We start from the raw sequence: 24,121 nt of genomic DNA, 5'->3' as shown, positions 1-24,121 counted from the left end.
TCGCAGGCGCCATGCAGCTCTCACCCGGCAACAGCCGGCGCATAGCGCAGACGCAGATCCTGCCCCAGCTGGCGCACATCCAGCAGCTGCAGTGCATGTCGCTGCGCCATCGTTTCGATGCCAAGGCCAGCGACCAGCGGCCTTGCGGTGTCGCCCAGCAACACCGGCGCCATGTAGACCAGCAATTCGTCCACCAGTCCGGCCTGCAGCAGCGCACCGCTCAGCATGGCGCCGGCTTCCACGTGGACTTCGTTGATGCCGCGCTCGGCCAGCAGCGCCAGCACCGCGGGCAGATCGAAGCGTCCAGCTTGCAACGGCACCGCAAGGAACTGCGCATCGTCCAGCGAAGGTGCAGCCACATTTTCGCCATGCAGATACAGCGTTGGCGCACTGCCCTGACGAATGTTCCTGCACGCCAACGTCCGCAGCCCGGCATCGAGCACCACGCGCAGCGGCGGCACGACCGGCATGTCCTCGCCCAGCCGCACCGTCATGGATGGGTCGTCGGCCATCACCGTACCTGCACCGGTCAGGATCGCGCCAGCACGTGCGCGCCAGCGCTGCCCATCTGCACGCGCGCGACTTCCGGTGATCCATTTGGATTCACCGCTTGCCAGCGCGGTCCGTCCGTCCAGGCTGGCGCCGAGTTTGACCCGCAGCCACGGCCGCCCACGCTCCACCCGCGACAGAAATCCCTGGTTGAGCGTGCGCGCCTGCGCGTGCATCACGCCGCTCAGCACTTCGATCCCGGCCTCGCGCAGCAGCGCAAACCCGCCGCCATTGACCTGCGGAAACGGGTCGGCCATTGCTGCAACCACACGCGCAACGCCGGCATCGATCAAGGCCAGCGCACATGGCGGGGTACGCCCATAGTGCGCGCATGGCTCCAGCGTCACGTACGCGGTGGCACCGCGCGCCAACTCACCCGCTGCACGCAGCGCGAAGACTTCGGCATGCGGGCCGCCGGCACGTTGATGAAAGCCCTCGCCCACGCAGACGCCATCGCGCACGATGACGCAGCCCACCATCGGATTGGGCCGGGTGGTGTAGGCGCCGCGCTCGGCCAGACGCAGCGCCTGCGCCATCCAGCGATGGTCGTCGGCGCTGGCGGTCGTTGTGGCCTCACGCATTGCGTTGCACTCCCGGCGTAATGCGCATCACCACGATCTGCATCGGGCCCAGCAGGAACCCGGTATGTATCTGCCATCCCAGGCGCTGGTAGAACGGCGCCAAGCCCGGCTGGCAATACAGGTATAGCAGCGGCACGCCCAGCTGCGCTGCGGCCTGCACGCAGTGTGCGACCAACGCCTCGCCTATGCCCTGCCCGCGCGCCTGCGGCTGCACATACAACGACGCCAACCACGGCGACCATTGCCGGATGCGTGCGTCGTCGTTTTCGAGCAGGCTCACCGAGCCCAGCCACTGCGTTTGATCCAGCGCCACCCAGGTCGTAGGAATGACGCCATCGCACGCATGGCTGCGCAGTTCGCTCAGCGCCTCATCGATGCTCCACTCCGGCAGCAGCGCGCCGAAGGCCTGTAGATGCGCTTGCGCAATCGCAGGCAGGTACTGCGGCGTTTGCGCAACGCAGGCGATGCGCATCGCGCTCATCGCTTGCCGGGTTTGCCGGCGCGTTCCAATGCCGCTTCCAGCAGCGGCAGTTGTTCGCTGCCGACCGGCAATTCGCGTTCGAGCTTTTCGATTTCCTCGCGGAAGTCGGCCACGTCCTGAAAGCTGCGATACACCGAGGCAAAGCGCACATAGCCGACATGATCGAGCTTGCGCAGCTCCACCATCACGTATTCGCCTACCCGCAGCGAACCCACTTCGCGCTCGCCGGACATGCGCAGCTGATGCACCACCGCGCGCACCGCCGCCTCGATCTGCTCTTCGGCCACCGGCCGCTTCTGCAGCGCGCGGTCGAAGCTGGTGCGCAGCTTGCGTGCATCGAACGCCTCGCGTCCACCATCGCTCTTGACCACGGTGGGCAGCTTCAGCTCGATCGTCTCCAACGTACTGAACCGCTCGCCGCACGCCTCGCACTCGCGGCGCCGACGGATCGTCGTGCCGTCTTCGGACACCCGCGAATCGATCACGCGGGTATCGTTGTGCTGGCAGAAGGGGCAATGCATCAGACGTCCGGGATTTGGGATTGGGGATTGGGGATTGGCAACAGCACAAGCAAGGACGCGCCGTTAGCGCATCCCGAATCCCGAATCACCAATCCCGGCACCTTAGCCATACACCGGATAGCGCTTGCACTGCGCGGTCACGGCATCGCGCACCTTCGCCAGCACGGCTTCGTCGGTTGGCGCGTCGAGCACGTCGGCGATCCAGTTGGCCAGGTCGATGCTGTCCTGTTCCTGGTAACCGCGCGTGGTGATCGCCGGGGTGCCCAGGCGCAGACCGGAAGTGACGAACGGCGAGCGCGGGTCGTTGGGGACCGAATTCTTGTTGACGGTGATGTGCGCCTTGCCAAGCGCAGCTTCGGCGTCCTTGCCGGAGACATCGCGACCGATCATGTCCACCAGCATCAGGTGGTTCTCGGTGCCGCCGGAGACGATCTTGTAGCCGCGCGCAATGAGGGTATTGGCCATCGCCTGGGCATTCTTGATCACCTGTTGCTGATAGGTCTTGAACGCCGGCTCCAGCGCCTCCTTGAACGCCACCGCCTTGGCCGCAATGACGTGCATCAGCGGGCCGCCCTGGATGCCGGGGAACACGATCGACTGCAGCTTTTTCTGCAGCTCTTCGCTGGCGCCCTTGGCGACGATGATGCCGCCACGCGGGCCACGCAGTGTCTTGTGCGTGGTCGAAGTGACCACGTGCGCATGTTCCATCGGGCTCGGGTACACCCCGGCGGCGACCAGCCCGGCAATGTGCGCCATGTCCACGAACAGGTAGGCCCCGACGCTGTCGGCGATGGCGCGGAAGCGGGCCCAGTCGATCTTCTGCGAATACGCGGAGAAACCGGCCACCACCATCTTCGGCTTGTGCTCGGTCGCCAGGCGCTGGACCTCGTCGTAGTCGATCAGGCCCTGCTCGTTGACGCCGTACTGCACCGCGTTGAACAGCTTGCCGGAGACGTTGACCTTTGCGCCGTGGGTCAGGTGGCCGCCATGCGCCAGGCTCATGCCCAGGATGGTGTCGCCCGGCTGCAGCAGCGCCAGATACACCGCCTGGTTGGCCTGGGAACCGCTGTGCGGCTGGACGTTCGCGTAATCGGCGCCAAACACCTGCTTGATGCGGTCGATCGCCAGTTGTTCGGCAATGTCGACGAACTCGCAGCCGCCGTAGTAGCGCTTGCCCGGATAGCCTTCGGCGTATTTGTTGGTCAGCTGGCTGCCCTGCGCTTCCATCACCAGCGGGCTGCAATAGTTTTCGCTGGCGATCAGCTCGACATGATCCTCCTGGCGGCCGGCTTCAGCAGCGATGGCCTTGGCCAGTTCGGGGTCGTAGGTTTCCAGTCGGACATCGCGCGAGAACATTCCAAGCTCCGGGGCAGCTATTGCCAGTAGGGTCGCCGATTGTAAGCCCCTGCCGCACGGGTGACCAATCGCGCAGCCGGCGCCGCCCGTGTGCCCGCACTGCGCACATGACAAAGGCGCACCCGAAGATGCGCCTTTGCGTGATGACCGGCTCGATTGCCGGTCGCGGCCGGGGACGACCCGGCAGCCGCGCCACGTTAGTTGTTGAGCACCAGGTCGGCAATGATGCCGGTGGCGATGGCCACCAACAGCAGATTGCCGCGGTCGTCGCGCTGCCAGCGGTAGCCGTACGGCGGGCGGCGCAGGTCGTAGCGGTCGTAATCGTTCACCACATAGACCGGGCCGTGGTAGCGCTGGCCACGGGCCCAATACGGACGCGGCGGCGGGCCGGCGCGGTAGTACGCGGGGCGATCGTAGACGTAGACGCGATTGCGATCGTAGCGGCGGTCCTGGTAGCGGGCATCGCGGTAACCCTCGCGATAGCCGTTGCTGTAGTAGCGGCGGTCCTGGCGCCACTCGCGACGGTCGTCACGGCGGGCGTCGCGCCAGTCTCTTCGATGATCGTGGCCATGGTGACGGTCATGGCCGCGGCGATCGTGGTCGCGGTCCCAATCCCCGGCGAACGCCGCAGGTGCGAAGGCACCGAGCGCCAGGATGGAGGAAAGCACAACGGTAACGATGCGTTTGCGGTTCATGACAGTTCCTGTTCGCGGTGTCGTAATTTCATTAAGGGGCGGACCGCCTTAACGCATTCTTGCTGGAATCGATTACGAAAAAGCCTTTCAGGTCGAAAGTAAGGTGCGGTTTAGCTGCAAGGGTGCTGCCGCGGCTCAAGCCACTTGCCCGTATAATTGGCGCAACCCCTTTTCCGCTGCCTCCGGCCTCGGCCGGCGGGCTGCCTGCGTCCACGGAGCCCCCATGTCGCAATACATCTACACCATGAACCGCGTCAGCAAGGTGGTCCCGCCCAAGCGGCAGATCATCAAGGACATCTCGCTGAGCTTCTTTCCGGGCGCCAAGATCGGCCTGCTGGGCCTGAACGGCGCGGGCAAGTCCACGGTACTGAAGATCATGGCCGGCGTGGACACCGATTTCGAGGGCGAGGCGCGCCCACAACCGGGCATCAAGGTCGGCTACCTGGCGCAGGAACCGCAACTCAATCCCGAGCACACCGTGCGCGAGGCGGTGGAAGAAGGCGTGGGCGACGTGCTGCAGGCCCAGGCCGCGCTGGATGCGGTGTATCTGGCCTATGCCGAAGAAGGCGCCGATTTCGACGCGCTGGCCAAGGAGCAGGAGCGCCTGGAGGCGATCCTGGCCGCCGGCGATGCGCATACGCTGGAAAACCAGCTGGACGTGGCGGCCGATGCGCTGCGCCTGCCGCCGTGGGACGCCATCGTCGGCAAGCTCTCCGGCGGCGAAAAGCGTCGCGTGGCGCTGTGCCGCCTGCTGCTGCAGAAGCCGGACATGCTGCTGCTCGACGAACCCACCAACCACCTGGACGCCGAGTCGGTGGAATGGCTGGAGCAGTTCCTGGCGCGCTACACCGGCACCGTGGTGGCGGTGACCCATGATCGCTACTTCCTCGACAACGCCGCCGAGTGGATCCTGGAACTGGACCGCGGCCGCGGCATTCCGTGGAAGGGCAACTACACCGACTGGCTGACCCAGAAGGACGAGCGCCTCAAGCAGGAAGACAACCAGGAAAAGTCCCGCCAGAAGGCGATCCAGAAGGAACTGGAATGGTCGCGCCAGAACGCCAAGGGCGGCCGCACCAAGGGCAAGGCACGTCTGGCCCGCCTGGAAGAGCTGCAATCGGTCGATTACCAGAAGCGCAACGAAACCAACGAGATCTTCATCCCGCCGGGCGAGCGCCTGGGCAACGCGGTGATGGAGTTCAAGAACGTGTCCAAGAAGTTCGGCGACCGCCTGTTGATCGACAACCTGTCGATGATCGTGCCACCGGGCGCCATCGTCGGCATCATCGGCCCCAACGGTGCCGGTAAGTCGACCCTGTTCAAGATGATCACCGGCCAGGAAAAGCCGGACTCCGGCGAGATCGTGGTCGGACCGACCGTGCAGCTGTCGTACGTGGACCAGAGCCGCGACGCACTGGAGGGCAACCACAACGTATTCCAGGAAATCGCCGGCGGCCTGGACATCCTCAACATCAACGGCATCGAAATCCAGTCGCGCGCCTACATCGGCCGCTTCAACTTCAAGGGCCAGGACCAGCAGAAGATGGTCGGTTCGCTGTCCGGTGGTGAGCGCGGTCGTCTGCACATGGCCAAGACCCTGCTGCAGGGCGGCAACGTGCTGCTGCTGGACGAACCGTCCAACGACCTGGACATCGAAACCCTGCGTGCGCTGGAAGATGCGTTGCTGGAATTCCCCGGCAACACCTTCGTGATTTCGCATGACCGCTGGTTCCTGGACCGTATCGCCACGCACATCCTGGCCTTCGAAGGCGATTCGCACGTGGAGTTCTTCCAGGGCAACTACCGCGAGTACGAAGAAGACAAGCGCCGCCGCATGGGCGACGACGCCGGCCCGAAGCGTTTGCGTTTCAAGGCCTTGAAGTAAGTCGTCGTAGTTCCAAAGAAAAGGCGCCGAAAGGCGCCTTTTTTGTGTGCGGAGTCAGCGGACGGAGACTTGGCTGTTGGCTGCTGGCGCCGTCCACCTGCGCGTGTGGAGTCCCCTGCCCGCCCGTCGACGGGATGCTCACTTGCGCTGCACTACCGTGCCGGCGTCATCCATCTGAGCCTTGCATATGCCTGTCAGCTATTCGATCAGCCTGCCCGATCCCAAGCTCGCCCGTGGCAGTGCGCCCTCGGTGAGCTTCACCGCCAATGGCGCCGAGGCCTTTGCCGAGCAATTGCAGGCAGCTTTGCGCGATCCGGCGTGGTTCGACCGTTGGCGCCAGCTACAGACCGACCCCGACGAAGTGGATCCCAGCCTGGGCATCACCGACCCGGCAGCGACGGTCACCGGCAAGCAGCACGACCTGCGCATCGATCTGGTTGCAACGACGAGCATTCCCGGCGACCTTTTCAAACAGCGCATGCAGGCCCTGGCTGGCTCGCACTGGGAACTGCGCGACGTTCGCTGAACTGCAATCTGTCATGTGTCGGCGGCGCTGGCAGTGCACAGTGCCACCGATGGCAGCGCGGGCGAGTGACGCCACTCAGCTACACGTGACGCCACGCACTGCATCGGCGTGGCCCCCACCCTCATTCACCGGACTGCATCTCCAACAGCATACGCCAACAGCTGCACTCAACCACGCAAGGCCGCAGCATGATGCGCAATGTGCTCGCCAATAAAGCTTGCGATGAAGTAGTAGCTGTGGTCGTAGCCGGGCTGCAGCCGCACCGTCACCGGGTAGCCGGCGGACCTGGCCGCATCTTCGAACAATGCGGTTTTCAGCTGGGTTTGCAGAAATTCATCGGCATCGCCCTGATCGATGAGCAGCGGCAACCGCTCCTGCGCGTCAGCAAGCAATGCAGTGGCATCGTAGGCTTTCCAGGTCGTACGGTCGTTCCCCAGATACTGGCCAAATGCTTTCTCGCCCCACGGCACCTGGCTGGGCGCCACGATTGGCGAAAACGCCGACACGCTGCGATAGCGGCCCGGATTCTTCAATGCGATGGTCAACGCGCCATGCCCCCCCATCGAATGGCCACTGATCGCACGTGCACCGGTAGTGGCAAAGGTCGCTTCAATCAAGGCCGGTAATTCGCTCACCACGTAATCGTACATGCGGTAATGCGCCGCCCATGGCGCTTGCGTGGCATCGACGTAAAAGCCCGCGCCCTTGCCGATGTCGTAACCGTCCGCATCGGCCACATCCTCGCCCCGGGGGCTGGTGTCGGGCGCAACCAGGATCACCCCATGCTCGGCCGCATAGCGCTGCGCGCCGGCCTTGCTGATGAAATTCTGTTCGGTACAGGTCAAACCGCTCAGCCAATACAGCACCGGCAACGGGCCGTCGGCGGCCTGTGGCGGCAGGTAAATGCCCACCTGCATGCTGCAGTTCAAGGTGTGCGACTGATGCCGATAGACATCCTGCCAGCCGCCGAAGCAGGCGCGGTGTTCGATACGTTCCATGAGATTCCTTACGAAGAGAAAACCCTGCAGCCGGATCGCCGGCTGCAAGGTTGGACCATCAATGCAACAGACCCTTTTTGCGTGCCACGTGCGCCGACAGGGCATCCATCAACGCCGGGGAAAGGCAGTCGTAGGGCGGCAATCCCAGTTCGGTCAGGCGCGTGCGTATGCCATCCATCTGCTCCGGCGGCGTACCGGTTTCGATGATCGACGAGACGAACGCGGCAAAGCCCGGTGCCGACCAGCCCTGTTGTTTCGACAACTCGGTGTGCACAAAATCCAGACCGTAGAATGCGTGGTCCTTGTTTTCAATCCGCCCATACAGATGCACTCCGCAACCGGTGCACGCATGGCGCTGGATCGTCGCGCTTTCGTCGACGATCTTCAGCTTTTCCCGGTGCGCGGTGACCTTGACGTTGTCGCGCGGAACCACCGCCACCACCGAGAACTTGGCGCCATCGGGTTTCCAGCATTTACTGCAACCGCAAGCATGGTTATGCGCGGTCTGCGCAGACACCTCGACGGTCACCTTGTCGCTGGCGCAGTGGCATTCAAGCGTGCCGCCTTGAAAATCTTCTGCACCACCTCGCGCAACACCATCATCTACCGAAGGATGAATCGACACGTTAGTCATCACGCTCCTCCCGGAGTGTCGGGTACCACGTGCGCGGAAGCGGCCGCGCGCCGCTCCTGGCCGCCTGGTCAGAAATGGATCACGGTGCGGATCGACTTGCCCTCGTGCATCAGGTGGAAGGCCTCGTTGATCTCTTCCAACGGCATGGTGTGGGTGATGAATGGGTCCAGGTCGATCTCGCCCTTCATCGACTGCTCCACCATGCCCGGCAATTGCGTACGTCCCTTGACGCCACCGAAGGCGCTGCCGCGCCACACGCGACCAGTCACCAGCTGGAAGGGACGCGTGCTGATTTCCTGGCCGGCGCCAGCCACGCCGATGATGACGCTCTCGCCCCAGCCCTTGTGGCAGCACTCCAGCGCCGAACGCATCACATTGACGTTGCCGATGCACTCGAAGCTGAAGTCCACGCCGCCATCGGTCAACTCGACGATGACCTCCTGGATCGGCTTGTCGTAGTCCTTGGGGTTAATGCAATCGGTGGCACCCATGCTGCGCGCCAGGTCGAATTTGCCCGGATTGGTGTCGATGGCCAGGATGCGCCCGGCCTTGGCCTGCACCGCGCCCTGGATCACCGCAAGACCGATGCCGCCCAGGCCGAAAACGGCAACACTCTCGCCTGGCTTGACCTTGGCGGTGTTGTGCACCGCGCCGATACCGGTGGTGACGCCGCAGCCGAGCAGGCAGACCTTCTCCAGCGGCGCCTCCGGATTGACCACGGCCAACGAAATTTCCGGCACGACGGTGTATTCGCTGAAGGTGCTGCAGCCCATGTAGTGATAGATCGGCTCGCCGTTGTAGGAGAAGCGCGTGGTGCCATCCGGCATCAGGCCCTTGCCCTGGGTGGCGCGCACGGCCTGGCACAGGTTGGTCTTGCCGGACAGGCAGAACTTGCACTTGCGGCATTCGGCCGTGTACAGCGGAATGACGTGGTCGCCGACCTTGACGCTGGTCACGCCCTCGCCGACTGCCTCGACGATGCCGCCGCCTTCATGCCCGAGCACCGACGGGAAGATGCCTTCCGGGTCGTCGCCGGACAGCGTGAAGGCATCGGTGTGGCACACGCCGGTGTGGGTGATGCGGACCAGCACTTCCCCGGCTTTCGGCGGCGCGACGTCGATTTCGACGATTTCCAGCGGCTTGCCGGGTCCGAATGCGACTGCTGCACGGGATTTCATGGGATGACGCTCCTGACGATGAGGTTCGAGGACGGGGGCGCGACAAGCGCCGACCCGGTGGGAGATTTATTTGAGGTAGGACCGGACCAGACCGAGCAGATCCTGCACCCGCTCGGCGCGTTGCGCATCGGATGCGGCGGCGTGCCCGAAATCTTCACGGATATGCGCTTCAAGCACCTGCGACATCAGCCCGTTCACGGCGCCCCGGATCGCGGCGATCTGCTGCAAGACCGGAGCGCAGTCCGCGCCCGCCTGCAGCGCCCGCTCCAGCGCGTCGCATTGCCCGCGCAGCCGGCGCACGCGTGCTAGCGCTCGCTTTTTCTCGTGCGGCGAATGCGGCATGGCAGCTCCAGCAAAATACTGGGGGGCAGTATATGGATTGTTTCGAAAAAAGCTATGGCCAGCGGCCTGCCGACCGTGGTCTTGTCGAGCGCGATGACCGCCACGCGTTGGCACATGGCGCGATGCCCCCAATGCCGCCGGTGGCACGGGGATAAAGAGCCCACCTGTTAGCCGCAATGCAGCACGCACATTGCGCAGACGTGGCGACGCCTCGCACATCGCAGGCGCGCCAGGCACCCAGCGCAAGGATGGTTGCGCGCCATAGCCGCAGCACCGGCCCCTTCGATCATCCCGACCGTTGCCGACCGCTGGGGTGGAGTCCCCGCATCAGCGCCGGGGCTGGAACGGCGGCGGCGGCGGTGGCGGTGGCGGAGCGAATCCTGCGGCATCCAGACATTGCGCCAGCAACTCGGGCGGCAGGTCCGGCGAAGGCGCCTGCGGGAACGGCGCTGCGCTGCCTTCGGCGGTCGCGCACGCCTGCAGCGCTGCGTCGAACTCGGAATCGTCTGGCGGCAGGCCAGGCAGTTCATCTGCGGCATCCGGTGCGTCGAATGGGTCGCTATCGAAGGGTGGCGGCGGTGGCGGTGCCACGCCCCTATGTACCAGGCAGCCGTCGCCGCTTCCCCGATCCTGCCGCTCCGGCGCAGCGCGGTGCGCGACGTCGGCAGGCGCTGCCGGGACCACCTCGTGGTCCGGCGCACACGGCGGCAATGCTTCGATGTTTCTTGCACCCAGCGGTGGCGGTGGTGGTGGCGGTGGCGCACGATGCGCGTAGGGCATAGGCGCATGGTGCATAGCACCGCAGAAATTGGCACAACCTGCCAGGTTGAGCGCCGCGAGTATTGCAGTGGTAACGACAACGCGTGGTGGTGCGTGGACCATCGTGATCTCCCTGGCTGGATGGCACATCTGCGCACGGCCTGCAGACGGCGGACGCGGGCTGGGCCGCGCTGGTCCGGGAAGAGTTGCAGCTGACTGTGCTGCGCATTTGCCATCGCGCGCCGCGCGCCGGCGTGGATTGGCGCTTGCCGGCATCCGCAACGCAGATGCAAGGCGCGTGCAGCACCTGCTTCGGCTTACGCACGGGAAGATGCGGGGTCCGACAGTGGCGACGCAGGCGTTGTCGCCGTCAGTTTTCGACGGCAGCCGGCGCCGCGGCGACCGCAGCGTCCACTGCATGCTCCGGTAGCGAGGCCAGCACCGCAGCACGAAAGCGCGCGGCAAATGCCGCATCGTTGGCCTGGTAGAACGCGCGCGCGTTGGCCGACAACTGGTCCAGTTGGGCCTGTGGCAATGCCAGCGCGGTTTCCACTGCCTGCGCGATGCCTGCCGCGTCCACGTAGTAATACGATGCCAGACGACGCTGACGCACCTCGGCCACCGGGATCAGCACCCCGTGTTCGGGCCTGATCAATTCGTTCATCGGCTCGCCGTCGGTCGCCAACGTCACCGCGCCCACGCTTAGCGCTTCCATCAGGTAGTGCCCGAACCCTTCGGCCTCGGAGGGGCAGATATGGAACAGATGCGCGTTCTGCATGCGGCGCAGTTCGGCATCGTCCAGATACCCCACGCGGTGGTCGATGTTCGGGGCCACGACCGGCTTGCCGGCGGTGCGTGGGTTCTGCACCACCGTCAGCAGCGGCCACTCCGGATGCTGCTGCCAGGTGTCCAGCAAGACGCGCGTGCCCTTGGCGGTACTGCGCCCGGCCAGGTGGAAGAAAGCGCGCTGACGAAACACGCGTGGGTCATGGCGATCCGGGCTGGTGAAGCCGATGAAGCGCGTGGCGCACCCGAGGCTGCGGAAAATTCGCTCGGCATGGTGGGTCTTGCACAGCACCGCATCGAAGCGCGGCAGCAATGGCAGCCACTTGGGCAGCAGCCACTCCGGGTTGGGCACCAGCAGGTTGATCTGCCCCAGCGGCAGGCAGCGCTTGTACACGCGCTCGGAAAAGATCTGCAGCGGCACCCGCCCGAACAGCGTGCGGCTGGCCCACAGGCGTGCCTCGCGCCCAGTATCGTGCAGGCGCTGACTGGTGAATCCCACTTCCTGCACCGGCACGCCGCCGGCGCGCAGCGTATCGGCCATCAGCACCATGTCGCGGGTCAGCCCCACGCCGTTGTCGCGACTGATCACCCGCATCATTGGAAATGCCTTGTCATGCACGCACGCGCCAGTACAACGGCATAGTGTCGATGCCGTGGCTTCCTGCGCGATGTCCTGGTCTGTCATGGTGCGTTACACGTGTGCCAATGGTTGACAAATTCGATCATTATGATGCGTGCTCCAGCCCTGCAATTGCGAGCACCATGTATCCGGCAGCCACCACCTTGCGCGGGCCAAGCTCCGCGCCACAGACGATGATCCCTATGGACCTGCAACAACCCTGCGTTCTCGTGGTCGACGACGATCCGGACCTGCGCAAGCTGATCGGCGAATTTCTGAGCGCTCACGGCTACCAGGTGGATATGGCCGAAAACGTGGCGGAGATGCGCTCTGTCATGGCGCAGCGCCGCCCGGATCTCATCGTACTCGACGTGATGATGCCGGGAGAAGATGGGCTGAGTGCAGCGCGCGCCCTGGCCAGCGAGCGCGGTTCACCTGCGGTCATCATGCTCAGCGCGCTGGGTAACGACACCGACCGCATCATCGGCCTGGAAGTCGGCGCCGACGATTACCTGGCCAAACCCTGCAATCCGCGCGAATTGCTGGCCCGTGTGCGCGCCCTGCTGCGGCGCAGCCAGGCCAGCAACGAACAGGCCGACCAGCGCGGAAACGTCTACGAATTCGCCGGCTGGCGGCTGGACGTGGTGCGCCGCGACCTGCGCGACCCGACCGGCATCTTCATCAATCTGTCCGACGGCGAGTTCGCGCTGCTGCGCACCTTCGTCGAACACCCGCAGCGCGTACTCAGCCGCGACCAGCTGCTGGACTACGCCCGCGGCCGCGACACCGACGTCTACGACCGCGCCATCGACAGCCAGATCAGCCGCCTGCGCCGCAAAATCAATGAGCGCGTCCATACCGAGTTGATTCGCACCGTACGCAACGAGGGCTACATGCTGCTGCCGAGCGTCTCGCGCCTGTGAGCAAACCGGCACGACGCGGGCTGTCGATCTTTGCGCGGACCTTTGTGTTGTTGGCGGTGGCCCTGGTCACCGCCCAGGCGGTGGGCATCGCCCTGTTGATGATGCGTACCCCCGTCTACGAGCCTCCGGTCCATCCGCCGGAAGTGGTGGCGCTGCTCTCCACCCGCATGCCGGCCGGTACCCAGACCCTGAAAGTGCACGAATCGGCGCAAGCCCCGGTGCCGCCGACAGGCCAGGTGCGCGACCCCTTCGCCGAAATGCTGCTTGCGCACTGGCTGGACGTGCCCGAAGGCCAGGTGCGGTTCTACCGCAACGCCAATGATCGTGAAGGCCCCCAGCCAGGCATGCTGCCGCCGCAGCGGTGGTCCAACGAGAACCACGCGGGCGAGAGCGGTGACGGGGCGCACGAACGCCCTGGCACGCAACCTCTGCCGCCGTTTCCGGACGACTGGCCGCGTGACGGCCACCCTGCTGCGCTGCCCGGCGACGGGCTGCGCCCGGACGAGTTGCCCGGCGCCTGGGAAAGCGAGCGCCTGACCCCCGGCGTACCGCTGCTGGACGGCTTCACCGCCGCCCTGCAACAACCCGATGGCCGTTGGCGTACGGTGGAATCGCCGCGTCGACGCCTCTCGGGCGAGTTCAAGACCCACGTCGTGCTGCTGTTCCTGGCCGGCCTGCTGGCCAACGTGCCGCTGGCATGGTGGTTTTCGCGCGCGCTGTCGGCACCGATCAAGCGCTTTGCCGAAGCTGCCGACCGCCTGGGCCGGAATCCCGATGCCGCCGCCCTGCAACGCAGCGGCCCGCCGGAAATCGTGCGCGCAGCCGATTCGTTCAACGCGATGCAGGCGCGCCTGAACCGCCTGATCAACGAACGCACGCACATGGTCGCAGCGATTGCGCACGACCTGCGCACGCCGCTGGCGCGGCTGTCGTTTCGTCTGGATGGCCTGCAGCCACCGCTGCGCGACAAGGCGCTGGCCGATATCAACGAAATGAAGGCGATGATTTCCGCAGCGCTGGACTTCATCCAGAACGATCGTCATCGCGGCGAGCGCGCGCCGCTGGATCTGCGCTTGCTGGTGGAGAGCGTGGTGGACAACGCCACCGATATCGGCGCCGACGCCGAGCTGCTGCCCGGCCCGGAAATCACCCTGGACGGCGACCCGCTGGCGTTGCGCCGCGCGGTCATGAATCTGCTCGAAAACGCGTTGAAGTACGGCAAGCGCGCCCGTCTGCAACTGCAGCGCGATGGCGAGGACGGCGTGTTGTGGATCGACGACGACGGCCCCGGCATCGACCCGACCCAGCGCGAACAATTGTTGCTGCCGTTCGTGCGTGGCGAGTCTTCGCGCAATCGCGACACCGGCGGCATCGGGCTGGGTTTGTCGGTGGCGCACAGCATCGTGCTGGCGCACGGCGGCGACCTACGCCTGGACAATCGCCCGCGTGGCGGCTTGCGCGTGACCGTACGACTGCCCTGCATGCCCGAGCGGCGCTGACGTGTGATGGAGTGCGGCCTGCCGGGCCGGGCAAGCGGCAGCTGTCATGATCCGAGCCCACCACCGCTGTTCCGGCCATGGCCTTGCGCGTCTGGCTACATCGGCTGACGCGACGACTCCGGCACGCAATCGCCCACGGCCAACTGCTGCCAGCGCCAGCACGCGCTGGCGACCGGCCAACCCACGCTCAGTAGGCGAACTCGCGGAACACGCGGTCGATATCGCCCTTCCATGCGCCGTGATACAGCGCCAGCTTGCGTTCGGCGGCGGTGACGCCGCTTTCGGCGATCTCGGCGATCACATCCAGAAAGCCGGTTTCGTCCTGCCCGTCGCGATTCAGGCGTGCGCGGCGACGCAGGCCCTCGCGCGCGATGTTGACTGCCTCCACTGCCAGATCGCGCGCGGTGCCATTGCGGAACGGCAGGCCCAACGCGTACTTGGGCACGCCGTCGCGCAGCGCATGGCGCTCGGTCGGACTGAAATCCTTGACCAGGTCCCAGGCCGCATCCAGCGCGGCCTGGTCGTACAGCAGGCCGACCCAGAACGCCGACAGCGCGCACAACCGATCCCACGGGCCGGCATCGGCACCGCGCATTTCCAGATACTTCTTCAAACGCACTTCCGGAAACGCGGTGGTCATGTGGTCGGACCAATCGCGCAGCGTCGGCAACGCACCCGGCAACGCCGGCAGCTTGCCCTGCATGAAAGCGCGGAAGCTCTGCCCGCTGGCGTCGTGATACACACCGTCGCGGTAGGAAAAATACATCGGCACATCGAGCAGGTAATCGACGTAGCGGTCGTAGCCGAAGCCGTCTTCGAACACGAAATCCAGCATGCCGGTGCGATCGGCGTCGGTGTCGGTCCAGATGTGCGAGCGGTAGCTCAGGTAGCCGTTCGGTTTGCCTTCGGTGAACGGCGAATCGGCGAACAACGCGGTGGCGATCGGCTGCAACGCCAGCGACACGCGGAACTTCTTCACCATGTCCGCTTCGGTGGCGTAATCCAGGTTGACCTGCACCGTGCAGGTGCGCGTCATCATGTCCAGGCCGAGCGAGCCGACCTTGGGCATGTAGTTCTTCATGATCTGGTAGCGGCCCTTGGGCATCCACGGCATCTGGTCGCGACGCCACTTGGGCTGGAAGCCCATGCCCAGAAAGCCCAGCTGCAACTCGCCGGCGACCTGCGCCACTTCGTCCAGATGGGTGCCGGTTTCCACGCACGTATGGTGCAGGGTTTCCACTGCCGCGCCGGAGAGCTCCAGTTGCCCGGCCGGCTCCAGCGTGACCGATGCACCATCGCGCAGCAGCGCGATGGTGCGGCCGTTTTCCTGCACCGGCTCCCAGCCGAAACGGGTCAGCCCGGTCAGCAAGGCCTCGATGCCGCGTGCCCCTTCGAAGGTGGGCGCACGCAGGTCATCCAACTGAAAGCCGAACTTCTCGTGCTCGGTGCCGATCCGCCAGTCCGCACTCGGCTTCTCGCCGGAAGCCAGCACCTGGACCAGCTCCGCGCGTTCGGTGATCGGCGTTTCGGCAACGTGGCTGGGACTCGACAAGGGCAGGCTCGCAAACGAAAGGGGTGGGACGATGTGGGGATCCTCCCCTGCCACCGCAAGGCCCGCACTATACCCGCCCGACGCGAAAGGATTGGCGACACCGGCGGGGCATGACATTTCCACCGATGCATGCCCGCCATCGATCGCGGCGATGGCGTGATCTGGATCAAATGACCGGGCTGCGCGTTCTGCAGCGCCGGCATCGTCCGACACAGCCCGGTCATCACCGCAAGCGTTGCCATGCGCGCCCTACGCACTGCTCAGGCCGCGCATCGCTCCGCAAGGCGACCCACCGATCACTGCCGCTGGAAACGCAAACGGCAGACCGAAGTCTGCCGCCGTGACGAGGCGCTGGGCATCCAGCCACGCCCGACACTCGTGTTGCACGGCATCATTCGGCCGCAGTGGTTTCCACATCCAGTCCCAGCCAAGCACCGACAATTGCGCGCAATTCGTCCACACCCTGGCGGGACTCGCCCGAGTAGGTCTGCACCGTCACGCTGTCGCCAAAGCGCGAGGTCACTTCCTTCTTGACCTTCTGCAAGGTCTGCATCTGCTGGCCACGGCCGAGCTTGTCGGCCTTGGTCAGCAATCCATGCGCGGGCAGGCCGCGTTCGGCGGCATAGCCGAGCATCTGCAGGTCGTAGTCCTTCAGCGGGTGGCGGATATCCATCACCACCACCAGCCCGCGCAGCGCCTCGCGGGTGCGGAAATAGCGGTCGATGAAGGCCTGCCAGTGCGCCTGCAGGTCCTGCGGCACCTTGGCGTAGCCGTAACCGGGCAGATCCACCAGGTAGCGCTCGGGCTGGATCTGGAAGAACACCAGCTGCTGGGTGCGGCCGGGGGTCTTGGACACGCGCGCCAGCGCGTTCTGGCGGGTCAGCGCATTGAGCGCGCTGGATTTTCCGGCGTTGGAGCGGCCGGCAAAGGCCACCTCGTAGCCGCCATCGTCGGGCAATTGCCGGGCGTTGTGGGCGGACAGGTGGTAGCGGGCTTGTTCGATAAGAAGCGACATCCGCCTAGGATCGCACGTTCGGGCCCGGCAGTTTTGCTGCACTGTTCGTTGACCCTGGCGCAAAGGCGTGTCGATAATCGAAGCACGCCTGCCACTGCCAGTACCCAACGCGCGCGGGCCGGGTCTATACGGAGCTTTAGCTGATGCGCCATGCTCGTGTGCTAGTCCTCGCCGCACTCGCCGTACCGGTCATTGCGGCCGTGGCGTTTGCGCAATCGGCAGTCACGCCGATCCCCGATCCGCCGCCGGTACGCGTTGCGCCGCTGGAGGTGGACCTGGCCAAGACCACCTGGGGAGATGCCAAGGCCGGCCAGACCAAGGCTGCTGCCTGCGCAGCCTGCCATGGACCGGACGGCAATCCGGCAGTGGCGATGTACCCGCGCATTGCCGGGCAAACCGAGCGCTACGTGGCGCATCAGGTGGCGTTGATTGCCAGCGGCGAACGTAATACCGGGATGTCGGCGGTGATGGTGCCCTTCGTCAAGGACCTCACCGCGCAGGACATGCGCGACCTGGGCGCCTACTTCGCCACCCAGAAGGCCTCCGCCGGTGTCGCCGACGACGCGGCGATCGCCGAGGGCCCCTACCAGGGCATGAAGTTCTACGAGGTCGGCGAGAAGCTCTACCGCGGCGGCGACATCGCCCGCGGCGTGCCGGCCTGCATGGCCTGCCATGGGCCATCGGGCGGCGGCAATCCGGGCCCGGCCTATCCGCGCCTGGGCGGACAGCATGCCGACTACGTGGCGCGGCGCCTGAAGGAATACCAGGCCGGCACCACCCAGGAGCGCAATCCGGCGCTGTTCAATATCATGGCGCAGGTGGCGCATCCGCTGACCGAGCAGGAGATCCAGGCGCTGGCCAGCTATCTGCAAGGCCTGCATGATCGTGCCGACGACGCGGCAGCGGCGCAGCCACCTGCAGGAACGCCTGCACGTTCGTGAGCTGATCCCTGCCGTCGCCACGCCGCTTCACGACGCCGGTCCCGCGACCGGCGTCGTCGTTTACCGCTCTCCCCTCGCCCCCACGGAGCCCGCATGAAATTGCTTTCCCGTCTGCCCCTGCTGTTGATGTTCCTGTTGCCGCTGGTGGCCTGCGCCGCCGACAAGAAGGCCGCGCCGGTCGAAGGCGAGGACTACACCCTGATCGACGGCGGCCAGCCGTACGCCCCGCTGGCCGGCAAGGTCGAAGTGACCGAAGTCTTCGGCTACACCTGCCCGCATTGCGCACATTTCGAACCAGTGCTGGAAGCCTGGGTGGCCAAGCAGCCGGCATACGTACGCTTCACCCCGGTACCGGCCGCCTTCGGTGGCTTCTGGGACGCGTTTGCGCGCGCCTATTTCGCTGCCGACATCCTGGGCGTGGCCAAGCGCAGCCATCGCGCCATGTTCGACGCCATCCATGAAAAGCAGACCGTGCCCACCCAGAACGTGGCGCCCGAAGAACTGGCCGCGTTCTATGCCGGTTACGGAATCCCGCAGCAGCGCTTCATCGAGACCTACAAGAGCGAGGCGGTGGAGGCCAAGCTCAAGGCCGCGCGCGAGTTCGCGCTGCGCAGCAAGATTCCCGGCACGCCGGCCATCATCGTCAACGGCCGCTACCTGATCGGCGCACGCAATTACCCGGACATGTTGCGCATTGCCGACTACCTGATCGCCCGCGAGCACGCCGCGCCGGCCAAGCGCTGAACCGCATAACCGCCAGCGACGGCCGCGCGTGGCATCATGCGCCCCGCGGCCGTCCGGCCCTTTTCTCGCCCCACGCTGGAGATCCAATCCGATGAAGACACGCTTCGCCCTGACGCTGATGGCGCTGTTGCCGATCCTGGTCGCCTGCAAGGCGCAGGACGGTTCGTCCGACACCGCACCTGCCGCCACCACCCCAGCTGCCGAAACGGCGCCCGCGCCTGCTGCCGCTACCCCGGCCGCAGACCCGGCCGCTCCGCCTGCAGTCGGCGAAAGCGCCACCACTCAACCGCCCGCCGCGCCCAGCGCTGCCCCGCGTGCACCGAATGGCCCCGAGCCGGTCGCCGGCACCGATTATCTGGACATCGACGCTGGCCAGCCCTACCAACAGGCCGCCGGCAAGATCGAAGTGGCCGAAGTCTTCGGCTATGTCTGCCCTGCCTGCAACGCGTTCCAGCCGCTGATCGGGCCGTGGAAGGCCGGTTTGCCGTCGGACGTGCATTTTGTCTATGTGCCGGCCATGTTCGGTGGCACCTGGGATGACTACGGCCGCGCCTTCTATGCCGCCGAAACCCTGGGCGTGCAGGAAAAGACCCACGAGGCCTTGTACAAGGCCATCCACGTCGACCAGACCCTCAAGGGCGAGCGCGGCAAGGATTCGGTGCAGGACATCGCCGCGTTCTATGCCAAGTACGGCGTGGACCAGAAGACCTTCATCGACACCATGAGCAGCTTCGGCGTCTCGGCCAAGACCAACCGCGCCAAGCAGTTCGCCACCCGCAGCAAGATCACCGGCACTCCGTCGCTGATCATCAACGGCAAGTACCTGGTCAAGGGCCAGAGCTTCCCGGACATGCTGCGCATTGCCGATCACCTGATCGCGCGCGAACGCGCCACGCTGGCCAAGTGAGTCGCGCGAACGCAACGTCGTGAACGCTTCGGACTCGCGCACCCTGCGGGTGCTGACCGCCAATATCCAGGCCGGTTCCAGCACCCGCCGTTACAGCGACTATGTGACGCGTAGCTGGTCGCACGCGTTGCCGCTGGGCAGCAAGCGCACCAGCCTGGACAGCATCGCCAAGCTGGTCGGCGAACGCGACATCGTCGGCCTGCAGGAGGCAGACCCCGGCAGCCTGCGCTCGGGTTTCACCAACCAGACCCACTATCTGGCCGAGCGCGCCGGTTTCGATTACTGGAGCCACCAACCCAACCGCCGCATGGGCGGGGTGGCCTCCAGCGCCAACGGTTTGTTGAGCAAGCTGGAACCGGTGGAAGTGCAGGACCACGCCCTGCCCGGCCGCATCGGCGGGCGCGGCATCCTGCTGGCGAAATTCGGTGAGGGCCGCGATGGCCTGGCCGTGGCGGTGGCGCATCTGTCGCTGGGCGCCAATTCGCGTATGGCGCAGTTGGCCTTCATCGCCGAACTGTTGTCCGACCATCCCAACGCGATGTTGATGGGCGATTTCAATTGCATGGCCGATCGCCCGGAGATGCAGTCGCTCTATCGCCATACCCGTCTGCAACCGCCCAGTTGCGAGGTGCACACCTTTCCCAGCTGGCGTCCGGACCGGGCGATCGACCACATCCTGGTCAGCGACAGCCTGGTGATCGAACATACCGAAGCCATTCCGGCCGCGTTTTCAGATCACCTGGCGGTGGGCATGGATATCCGCGTGCCAAGGCAATTGCTGCGTTAAGAGCAGCCAACACAACGACTGCGCAGCCGCCAGGCGGGCGCGGCCGGTGCTCGGAATCGGCGCTTACCGCTCGTACACTCCGGTTTTGAGCGCGCCGCCCACGCCCACCTAACGACTGCTCGCTACGTTGTGTTGGCCGCTTCAAGCAACCGGAAAAGTGACAACGGGTTCGCATTGGCGAACTCGACCGCTGACGCCCCCTCGACACCGCCTGTGCGATAACGCAGGCGGTTTTTCGCTGGGAGCACAACACGTGATACGCAGCGTATGAGTGCGTTGCCATGAGTGCGACAGCGCCGCACACCTTGCCGGTACGCACCCTGCGCCCGGTGTTCGTGCTGGCTGCCACGGTCGTGTGCACGTTTGCCTTGCTGGTGTCGTTGTTTCCGCTGGAATCGGGGCGTGTGCTGCTGGATGCGCAGACCTGGGCGTCGCGCAATGTCGGCTGGTATTACCTGCTGGCGATGACGCTGTATCTGGTGTTCGTGCTGGCCACGGCCCTGTCCAGCTACGGCAACATCAAGCTCGGCGCCGATCACGACGAGCCGGAATTCAGTTATCTCTCCTGGGCCGGCATGCTGTTCGCCGCCGGCATCAGCATCACGCTGTTCTTCTTCTGCGTCTCCGAGCCGCTCACGCATTATCTGCAACCGCCCCAGGGCGGTACCGGCAGTGGCGAGGCGTCCGCGCGACAGGCGATGCAGGTGCTGTTCCTGCATTGGGGCCTGCACGGTTGGGGCGTGTTCGCACTGGCCGCCATGGCGCTGGCGTATTTTGCCTTCCGCCATAACCTGCCGCTGGCGTTGCGCTCGGCGTTGTACCCGCTGATCGGCAAACGCATCAACGGGCCGATCGGCTATACCGTGGATGCGTTAGGCATCGTGGCCACCGTGTTCGGCCTGGGCGCGGACATGGGCTTTGGCGTGCTGCATCTCAACGCCGGCCTGAGCACCTTGATGGACGTGCCGCATACGCACTGGGTGCAGGTGGCGCTGATCGTGGCGATGATGGGCGCGGCCATCGTGGTGGCGGTGTCCGGCGTCGAAAAGGGCGTGCGCTGGATGTCGGACATCAACATGCTGCTGGCCATTGCGCTGCTGTTGTTCATGCTGTTCGCCGGACCGACGCAGTACCTGCTCAATGCGCTGATGCAAAACCTGGGCGACTACCTGGGCAGCGTGGTCAACAAGAGTTTCGACGTGTATGCCTACGGTGGCCGCGCCGATTGGCTGGGCAACTGGACGGTGTTCTATTGGGCCTGGTGGATCGGCTGGGCGCCGTTCGTCGGGCTGTTCATCGCGCGCATCTCGCGCGGCCGCACCATTCGCGAATTCGTGTTGGGGGTATTGCTGATCCCGCTCGGGTTCACCCTGGCGTGGCTGTCGATCTTCGGCAACAGCGCGCTGGATCAGCTGCTGCATCACGGCCAGGCAGCATGGGCGCAGCAGGCCATCGATGCACCGCAGACGGTGTTGTATTCCCTGCTGCAGAGTTATCCCTGGAGCCACACGGTGATCACGGTCACGGTGGCGATCAGTTTCGTGTTCTTCGTGACCTCCGCCGATTCCGGCACGGTGGTGTTGTCCACGCTCTCCTCCCACGGCGGCGAACCGCACGACGATGGCCCGCGCTGGCTGCGCGTGTTCTGGGGCGTGCTCACTGCCGTGGTCACGGCAGGCTTGTTGCTGGCCGGCAGCATGGACGCACTGAAATCGGCGGTGGTGCTGGCGTCGCTGCCATTCTCTGCAGTGCTGCTGCTGATGGCCTGGGGCCTGTCACGCGCCCTCAGCGAAGAATCGCAGCGCAAACGCGCGCAGCTTTACAGCCCCAGCCCCTTGATCGGGCAATCGCGTCATCACGGCGGCTGGCGCCAGCGGTTGGGCCAGGCGATGCACTTCCCGGCGCGCGATGAGGTGTATCGCTTCATGCACGACCAGGTGCGCCCGGCCATCGAAGCGGTCACCGCACAGCTGCAGGAGGAAGGCTGGAAGGTCAGCAGCCGCATCGACGACGGCGACATGGAAATCAGCGTCGATCATGGCGAACAGCAGGGTTTCCGCTATCAAATCGTGATGCGCGGCTATCTGACTCCGTCGTTTGCCGCGCAGCGCTTCCGCAACCAGCGCTACTACCGCGCCGAGGTCTACCTGTACGAAGGCAGCCAGGACTACGACCTGGTGGGCTACAGCCGCGAACAGATCATCAACGACATCATCGATCAATACGAACGTCACCTGCAGTTTCTGCACCTCACCCGCTGAAGGTGCGTCGCTGCGGCGACCGTCCCACAGGAGGTTTGTCATGCCACGTTTTTCCGACCAGTTGCTGTATATCGGCGGCCGTTATGTTCCCGCTCGCGGCGGCCACACGTTCGAAGTGGTCAACCCCGCCACCGGTGAAGTGCTGGCCAACGTGCACAATGCCGGTGCCGACGATCTGGATGCCGCGGTCGATAGCGCGCAGGCAGGCCAGCGACAATGGGCGGCCCTGACGACGGTGGAGCGCTCGCGCATTTTGCTGCGTGCGGTGGCGTTGCTGCGCGAGCGCAACGATGCGCTGGCGGAATTGGAAACGCTCAACACCGGCAAGCCGGTGAGCGAGACCCGCAGCGTGGATGTGGTCACCGGAGCCGACGTGCTGGAGTATTACGCTGGCGTTGCGCAGGCGCTGCAGGGTGCGCAAGTGCCCTTGCGCGAAGGCAGCTTTTTCTACACGCGCCACGAACCGCTGGGCGTTGTGGGTGCAATCGGCGCGTGGAATTACCCCATCCAGATCGCGCTGTGGAAAGCCGCGCCCGCCCTGGCCGCCGGTAACGCGATGATCTTCAAACCCAGCGAAGTCACCCCGCTCACCGCGCTGAAACTGGCCGAAATCTTTACCGAGGCCGGCCTGCCCGATGGCGTGTTCAACGTGTTGCCCGGCGATGGCGCCAGCGTGGGCACGGCGCTCACCGAACATCCGCAGATCGAAAAGATCAGCTTCACCGGCGGCACCGCCACCGGCCGCAAGGTGATGGCCAGCGCATCGAGTTCGTCGCTGAAGGAGGTGACCATGGAGCTGGGCGGCAAGTCGCCGCTGATCGTCTGCGCCGATGCCGACCTGGACCTGGCGGCCGACATCGCCATGATGGCCAACTTCTACAGCTCAGGACAGGTGTGCACCAACGGCACGCGTGTGTTCGTGCCGCGCGCCTTGCGTCACGCATTCGAAGCGCGCCTGCTGGCCCGCGTGCAACGGATTCATATCGGCGACCCGCTCGATGAGCGCACCACCTTCGGTCCGCTGGTCAGCGCCGCGCATATGCAGCGCGTGCTGGAGCATATCGAACAGGGCAAGGCCGAAGGCGCACGTCTGCTGTGCGGCGGCGAGCGCCTGCAAGACGGCGCACTGGCGCAGGGCTATTACGTGGCGCCGACCATCTTCAGCGATTGCACCGATGTAATGACCATCGTGCGCGAGGAAATCTTCGGGCCGGTCCTGAGCCTGCTCACCTACGACGACCAAGACGAAGCGGTGACGCGCGCCAACGCCACCACGTATGGGCTGGCTGCAGGCGTGGTCACGCCGGATCTGGCGCGCGCACATCGGCTGATCCATCGCCTGGAAGCGGGTATCTGCTGGGTCAACACCTGGGGCGAGTCGCCGGCGCCGATGCCGGTGGGCGGCTACAAGCAGTCGGGCGTGGGGCGCGAAAACGGCCTGGCGACCTTGCAGGCCTACACGCGCACCAAATCGGTCCAGATCGAACTGGAACGTTACGCGTCGGTGTTCTGAGGGCAGAGAGCCAGCGCACGCAAGCGCGGTGGCAGTAACGCGCCGCTATCGCCCCGGGAGCACGCTTGC

Annotated in this window: 23 protein-coding genes and 1 other RNA gene; 11 read left to right on the top strand and 13 right to left on the bottom strand. The window is 65.4% G+C overall.

The genetic code is table 11. The features are described from left to right. Nucleotides 1-20 precede the first annotated feature (20 nt). The 5 genes from ribD to HLH45_RS08545 all read right to left on the bottom strand — a co-directional run bounded on the left by ribD (nucleotide 21) and on the right by HLH45_RS08545 (nucleotide 4,183). Entirely contained in the window at nucleotides 21-1,130 is a 1,110-nt protein-coding gene (ribD, locus tag HLH45_RS08565; RefSeq protein WP_008576779.1) for a bifunctional diaminohydroxyphosphoribosylaminopyrimidine deaminase/5-amino-6-(5-phosphoribosylamino)uracil reductase RibD, read from the bottom strand. Then, nucleotides 1,123-1,611 carry a GNAT family N-acetyltransferase gene (locus HLH45_RS08560; RefSeq protein WP_008576777.1) on the bottom strand — a complete coding sequence of 163 codons (489 nt, stop codon included), beginning with the start codon at nucleotides 1,609-1,611 and terminating at the stop codon, nucleotides 1,123-1,125. Before HLH45_RS08560 ends, ribD begins: the two co-directional genes overlap by 8 nt. After that, nucleotides 1,608-2,132, bottom strand: a complete 525-nt coding sequence (gene nrdR, locus HLH45_RS08555) for a transcriptional regulator NrdR (protein WP_003490311.1) — start codon at nucleotides 2,130-2,132, stop codon at nucleotides 1,608-1,610. The genes HLH45_RS08560 and nrdR overlap by 4 nt, the downstream gene beginning before the upstream one ends. A gap of 102 nt (nucleotides 2,133-2,234) precedes the next feature. Continuing rightward, nucleotides 2,235-3,488 (bottom strand): serine hydroxymethyltransferase, encoded by a 1,254-nt coding sequence (gene glyA, locus HLH45_RS08550; RefSeq protein ID WP_008576774.1) that lies wholly within the window; start codon nucleotides 3,486-3,488, stop codon nucleotides 2,235-2,237. Nucleotides 3,489-3,685: 197 nt separating this feature from the next. Further along, nucleotides 3,686-4,183, bottom strand: a complete 498-nt coding sequence (locus HLH45_RS08545) for an RcnB family protein (protein WP_008576772.1) — start codon at nucleotides 4,181-4,183, stop codon at nucleotides 3,686-3,688. A gap of 223 nt (nucleotides 4,184-4,406) precedes the next feature. Between HLH45_RS08545 and ettA the strand changes: the two genes are divergently transcribed. Together ettA and HLH45_RS08535 are read left to right on the top strand one after the other, a co-directional pair. Beyond that, nucleotides 4,407-6,068, top strand: a complete 1,662-nt coding sequence (ettA, locus tag HLH45_RS08540; protein ID WP_005910999.1) for an energy-dependent translational throttle protein EttA — start codon at nucleotides 4,407-4,409, stop codon at nucleotides 6,066-6,068. A gap of 187 nt (nucleotides 6,069-6,255) precedes the next feature. Continuing rightward, on the top strand, nucleotides 6,256-6,594 hold the full coding sequence (locus HLH45_RS08535) for a hypothetical protein (RefSeq protein ID WP_008576771.1): 339 nt from the start codon (nucleotides 6,256-6,258) through the stop codon (nucleotides 6,592-6,594). A 167-nt stretch (nucleotides 6,595-6,761) separates the two neighbouring features. Here the strand turns inward: HLH45_RS08535 and fghA are convergent, their stop codons facing one another. The 6 genes from fghA to HLH45_RS08505 all read right to left on the bottom strand — a co-directional run bounded on the left by fghA (nucleotide 6,762) and on the right by HLH45_RS08505 (nucleotide 11,976). After that, complete coding sequence (fghA, locus tag HLH45_RS08530) at nucleotides 6,762-7,592, bottom strand: S-formylglutathione hydrolase (RefSeq protein WP_008576770.1); 831 nt, start codon at nucleotides 7,590-7,592, stop codon at nucleotides 6,762-6,764. A 58-nt stretch (nucleotides 7,593-7,650) separates the two neighbouring features. After that, the gene (gene gfa, locus HLH45_RS08525; protein WP_029818656.1) at nucleotides 7,651-8,226 is read right to left on the bottom strand and encodes an S-(hydroxymethyl)glutathione synthase; all 576 of its coding nucleotides are present in this window, start codon (nucleotides 8,224-8,226) and stop codon (nucleotides 7,651-7,653) included. Nucleotides 8,227-8,294: 68 nt separating this feature from the next. Beyond that, the gene (locus HLH45_RS08520) at nucleotides 8,295-9,404 is read right to left on the bottom strand and encodes an S-(hydroxymethyl)glutathione dehydrogenase/class III alcohol dehydrogenase (protein ID WP_008576768.1); all 1,110 of its coding nucleotides are present in this window, start codon (nucleotides 9,402-9,404) and stop codon (nucleotides 8,295-8,297) included. A 66-nt stretch (nucleotides 9,405-9,470) separates the two neighbouring features. Next, the gene (locus HLH45_RS08515; protein WP_005911021.1) at nucleotides 9,471-9,746 is read right to left on the bottom strand and encodes a metal/formaldehyde-sensitive transcriptional repressor; all 276 of its coding nucleotides are present in this window, start codon (nucleotides 9,744-9,746) and stop codon (nucleotides 9,471-9,473) included. Between the two features lie 327 nt (nucleotides 9,747-10,073). Continuing rightward, the gene (locus HLH45_RS08510; protein WP_033479191.1) at nucleotides 10,074-10,430 is read right to left on the bottom strand and encodes a hypothetical protein; all 357 of its coding nucleotides are present in this window, start codon (nucleotides 10,428-10,430) and stop codon (nucleotides 10,074-10,076) included. A 445-nt stretch (nucleotides 10,431-10,875) separates the two neighbouring features. Next, nucleotides 10,876-11,976 (bottom strand): glycosyltransferase, encoded by a 1,101-nt coding sequence (locus HLH45_RS08505; RefSeq protein WP_014089370.1) that lies wholly within the window; start codon nucleotides 11,974-11,976, stop codon nucleotides 10,876-10,878. A gap of 137 nt (nucleotides 11,977-12,113) precedes the next feature. Between HLH45_RS08505 and HLH45_RS08500 the strand changes: the two genes are divergently transcribed. Further along, the gene (locus tag HLH45_RS08500) at nucleotides 12,114-12,833 is read left to right on the top strand and encodes a response regulator (RefSeq protein ID WP_011050505.1); all 720 of its coding nucleotides are present in this window, start codon (nucleotides 12,114-12,116) and stop codon (nucleotides 12,831-12,833) included. Continuing rightward, nucleotides 12,830-14,332, top strand: coding sequence for an ATP-binding protein (locus tag HLH45_RS08495; protein ID WP_008576761.1), 1,503 nt, complete (start codon nucleotides 12,830-12,832; stop codon nucleotides 14,330-14,332). Before HLH45_RS08500 ends, HLH45_RS08495 begins: the two co-directional genes overlap by 4 nt. 187 nt (nucleotides 14,333-14,519) lie before the next feature. Here the strand turns inward: HLH45_RS08495 and HLH45_RS08490 are convergent, their stop codons facing one another. After that, nucleotides 14,520-15,884 (bottom strand): glutamate--cysteine ligase, encoded by a 1,365-nt coding sequence (locus HLH45_RS08490; protein ID WP_008576760.1) that lies wholly within the window; start codon nucleotides 15,882-15,884, stop codon nucleotides 14,520-14,522. Between the two features lie 391 nt (nucleotides 15,885-16,275). Further along, nucleotides 16,276-16,899 (bottom strand): ribosome biogenesis GTP-binding protein YihA/YsxC, encoded by a 624-nt coding sequence (yihA, locus tag HLH45_RS08485; protein ID WP_008576759.1) that lies wholly within the window; start codon nucleotides 16,897-16,899, stop codon nucleotides 16,276-16,278. A gap of 143 nt (nucleotides 16,900-17,042) precedes the next feature. Here yihA and HLH45_RS08480 point away from each other — a divergent pair, with 143 nt between their 5' ends. The 7 genes from HLH45_RS08480 to betB all read left to right on the top strand — a co-directional run bounded on the left by HLH45_RS08480 (nucleotide 17,043) and on the right by betB (nucleotide 24,052). Beyond that, entirely contained in the window at nucleotides 17,043-17,840 is a 798-nt protein-coding gene (locus tag HLH45_RS08480; RefSeq protein ID WP_008576758.1) for a c-type cytochrome, read from the top strand. Nucleotides 17,841-17,933: 93 nt separating this feature from the next. Beyond that, a complete protein-coding gene (locus tag HLH45_RS08475) occupies nucleotides 17,934-18,584 on the top strand; it encodes a thiol:disulfide interchange protein DsbA/DsbL (RefSeq protein ID WP_008576757.1) in 651 nt (216 codons plus the stop codon). 91 nt (nucleotides 18,585-18,675) lie between these two features. After that, entirely contained in the window at nucleotides 18,676-19,491 is an 816-nt protein-coding gene (locus HLH45_RS08470; protein ID WP_008576756.1) for a thiol:disulfide interchange protein DsbA/DsbL, read from the top strand. 49 nt (nucleotides 19,492-19,540) lie between these two features. Next, on the top strand, nucleotides 19,541-20,278 hold the full coding sequence (locus tag HLH45_RS08465) for an endonuclease/exonuclease/phosphatase family protein (protein ID WP_010377815.1): 738 nt from the start codon (nucleotides 19,541-19,543) through the stop codon (nucleotides 20,276-20,278). 62 nt (nucleotides 20,279-20,340) lie between these two features. Beyond that, a non-coding RNA gene (locus HLH45_RS08460) (sX9 sRNA) lies at nucleotides 20,341-20,416 on the top strand. Between the two features lie 143 nt (nucleotides 20,417-20,559). Next, a complete protein-coding gene (gene betT / locus HLH45_RS08455; protein ID WP_008576754.1) occupies nucleotides 20,560-22,539 on the top strand; it encodes a choline BCCT transporter BetT in 1,980 nt (659 codons plus the stop codon). Nucleotides 22,540-22,579: 40 nt separating this feature from the next. Beyond that, on the top strand, nucleotides 22,580-24,052 hold the full coding sequence (betB, locus tag HLH45_RS08450) for a betaine-aldehyde dehydrogenase (protein ID WP_008576753.1): 1,473 nt from the start codon (nucleotides 22,580-22,582) through the stop codon (nucleotides 24,050-24,052). The last annotated feature ends 69 nt before the right edge of the window (nucleotides 24,053-24,121 follow it).

It is taken from the genome of Xanthomonas euvesicatoria, assembly GCF_013112235.1.
GTDB lineage: Bacteria > Pseudomonadota > Gammaproteobacteria > Xanthomonadales > Xanthomonadaceae > Xanthomonas > Xanthomonas euvesicatoria.
The sequence above is the reverse complement of the archived record's forward strand: the minus strand, read 5'-3'. Positions and strand labels throughout refer to the sequence as shown.

What these genes read in the sequence shown, in the direction of transcription:
- HLH45_RS08515 (WP_005911021.1), bottom strand. Translation starts at nt 9,746, where the DNA reads ATGCCGCATTCGCCGCACGAGAAAAAGCGAGCGCTAGCACGCGTGCGC.
- HLH45_RS08560 (WP_008576777.1), bottom strand. Translation starts at nt 1,611, where the DNA reads ATGAGCGCGATGCGCATCGCCTGCGTTGCGCAAACGCCGCAGTACCTG.
- HLH45_RS08535 (WP_008576771.1), top strand. Translation starts at nt 6,256, where the DNA reads ATGCCTGTCAGCTATTCGATCAGCCTGCCCGATCCCAAGCTCGCCCGT.
- nrdR (WP_003490311.1), bottom strand. Translation starts at nt 2,132, where the DNA reads ATGCATTGCCCCTTCTGCCAGCACAACGATACCCGCGTGATCGATTCG.
- betT (WP_008576754.1), top strand. Translation starts at nt 20,560, where the DNA reads ATGAGTGCGACAGCGCCGCACACCTTGCCGGTACGCACCCTGCGCCCG.
- gfa (WP_029818656.1), bottom strand. Translation starts at nt 8,226, where the DNA reads ATGACTAACGTGTCGATTCATCCTTCGGTAGATGATGGTGTTGCGCGA.
- ettA (WP_005910999.1), top strand. Translation starts at nt 4,407, where the DNA reads ATGTCGCAATACATCTACACCATGAACCGCGTCAGCAAGGTGGTCCCG.
- HLH45_RS08545 (WP_008576772.1), bottom strand. Translation starts at nt 4,183, where the DNA reads ATGAACCGCAAACGCATCGTTACCGTTGTGCTTTCCTCCATCCTGGCG.
- yihA (WP_008576759.1), bottom strand. Translation starts at nt 16,899, where the DNA reads ATGTCGCTTCTTATCGAACAAGCCCGCTACCACCTGTCCGCCCACAAC.
- glyA (WP_008576774.1), bottom strand. Translation starts at nt 3,488, where the DNA reads ATGTTCTCGCGCGATGTCCGACTGGAAACCTACGACCCCGAACTGGCC.
- ribD (WP_008576779.1), bottom strand. Translation starts at nt 1,130, where the DNA reads ATGCGTGAGGCCACAACGACCGCCAGCGCCGACGACCATCGCTGGATG.
- HLH45_RS08520 (WP_008576768.1), bottom strand. Translation starts at nt 9,404, where the DNA reads ATGAAATCCCGTGCAGCAGTCGCATTCGGACCCGGCAAGCCGCTGGAA.
- HLH45_RS08480 (WP_008576758.1), top strand. Translation starts at nt 17,043, where the DNA reads ATGCGCCATGCTCGTGTGCTAGTCCTCGCCGCACTCGCCGTACCGGTC.
- HLH45_RS08500 (WP_011050505.1), top strand. Translation starts at nt 12,114, where the DNA reads ATGGACCTGCAACAACCCTGCGTTCTCGTGGTCGACGACGATCCGGAC.
- HLH45_RS08505 (WP_014089370.1), bottom strand. Translation starts at nt 11,976, where the DNA reads ATGACAGACCAGGACATCGCGCAGGAAGCCACGGCATCGACACTATGC.
- HLH45_RS08470 (WP_008576756.1), top strand. Translation starts at nt 18,676, where the DNA reads ATGAAGACACGCTTCGCCCTGACGCTGATGGCGCTGTTGCCGATCCTG.
- betB (WP_008576753.1), top strand. Translation starts at nt 22,580, where the DNA reads ATGCCACGTTTTTCCGACCAGTTGCTGTATATCGGCGGCCGTTATGTT.
- fghA (WP_008576770.1), bottom strand. Translation starts at nt 7,592, where the DNA reads ATGGAACGTATCGAACACCGCGCCTGCTTCGGCGGCTGGCAGGATGTC.
- HLH45_RS08475 (WP_008576757.1), top strand. Translation starts at nt 17,934, where the DNA reads ATGAAATTGCTTTCCCGTCTGCCCCTGCTGTTGATGTTCCTGTTGCCG.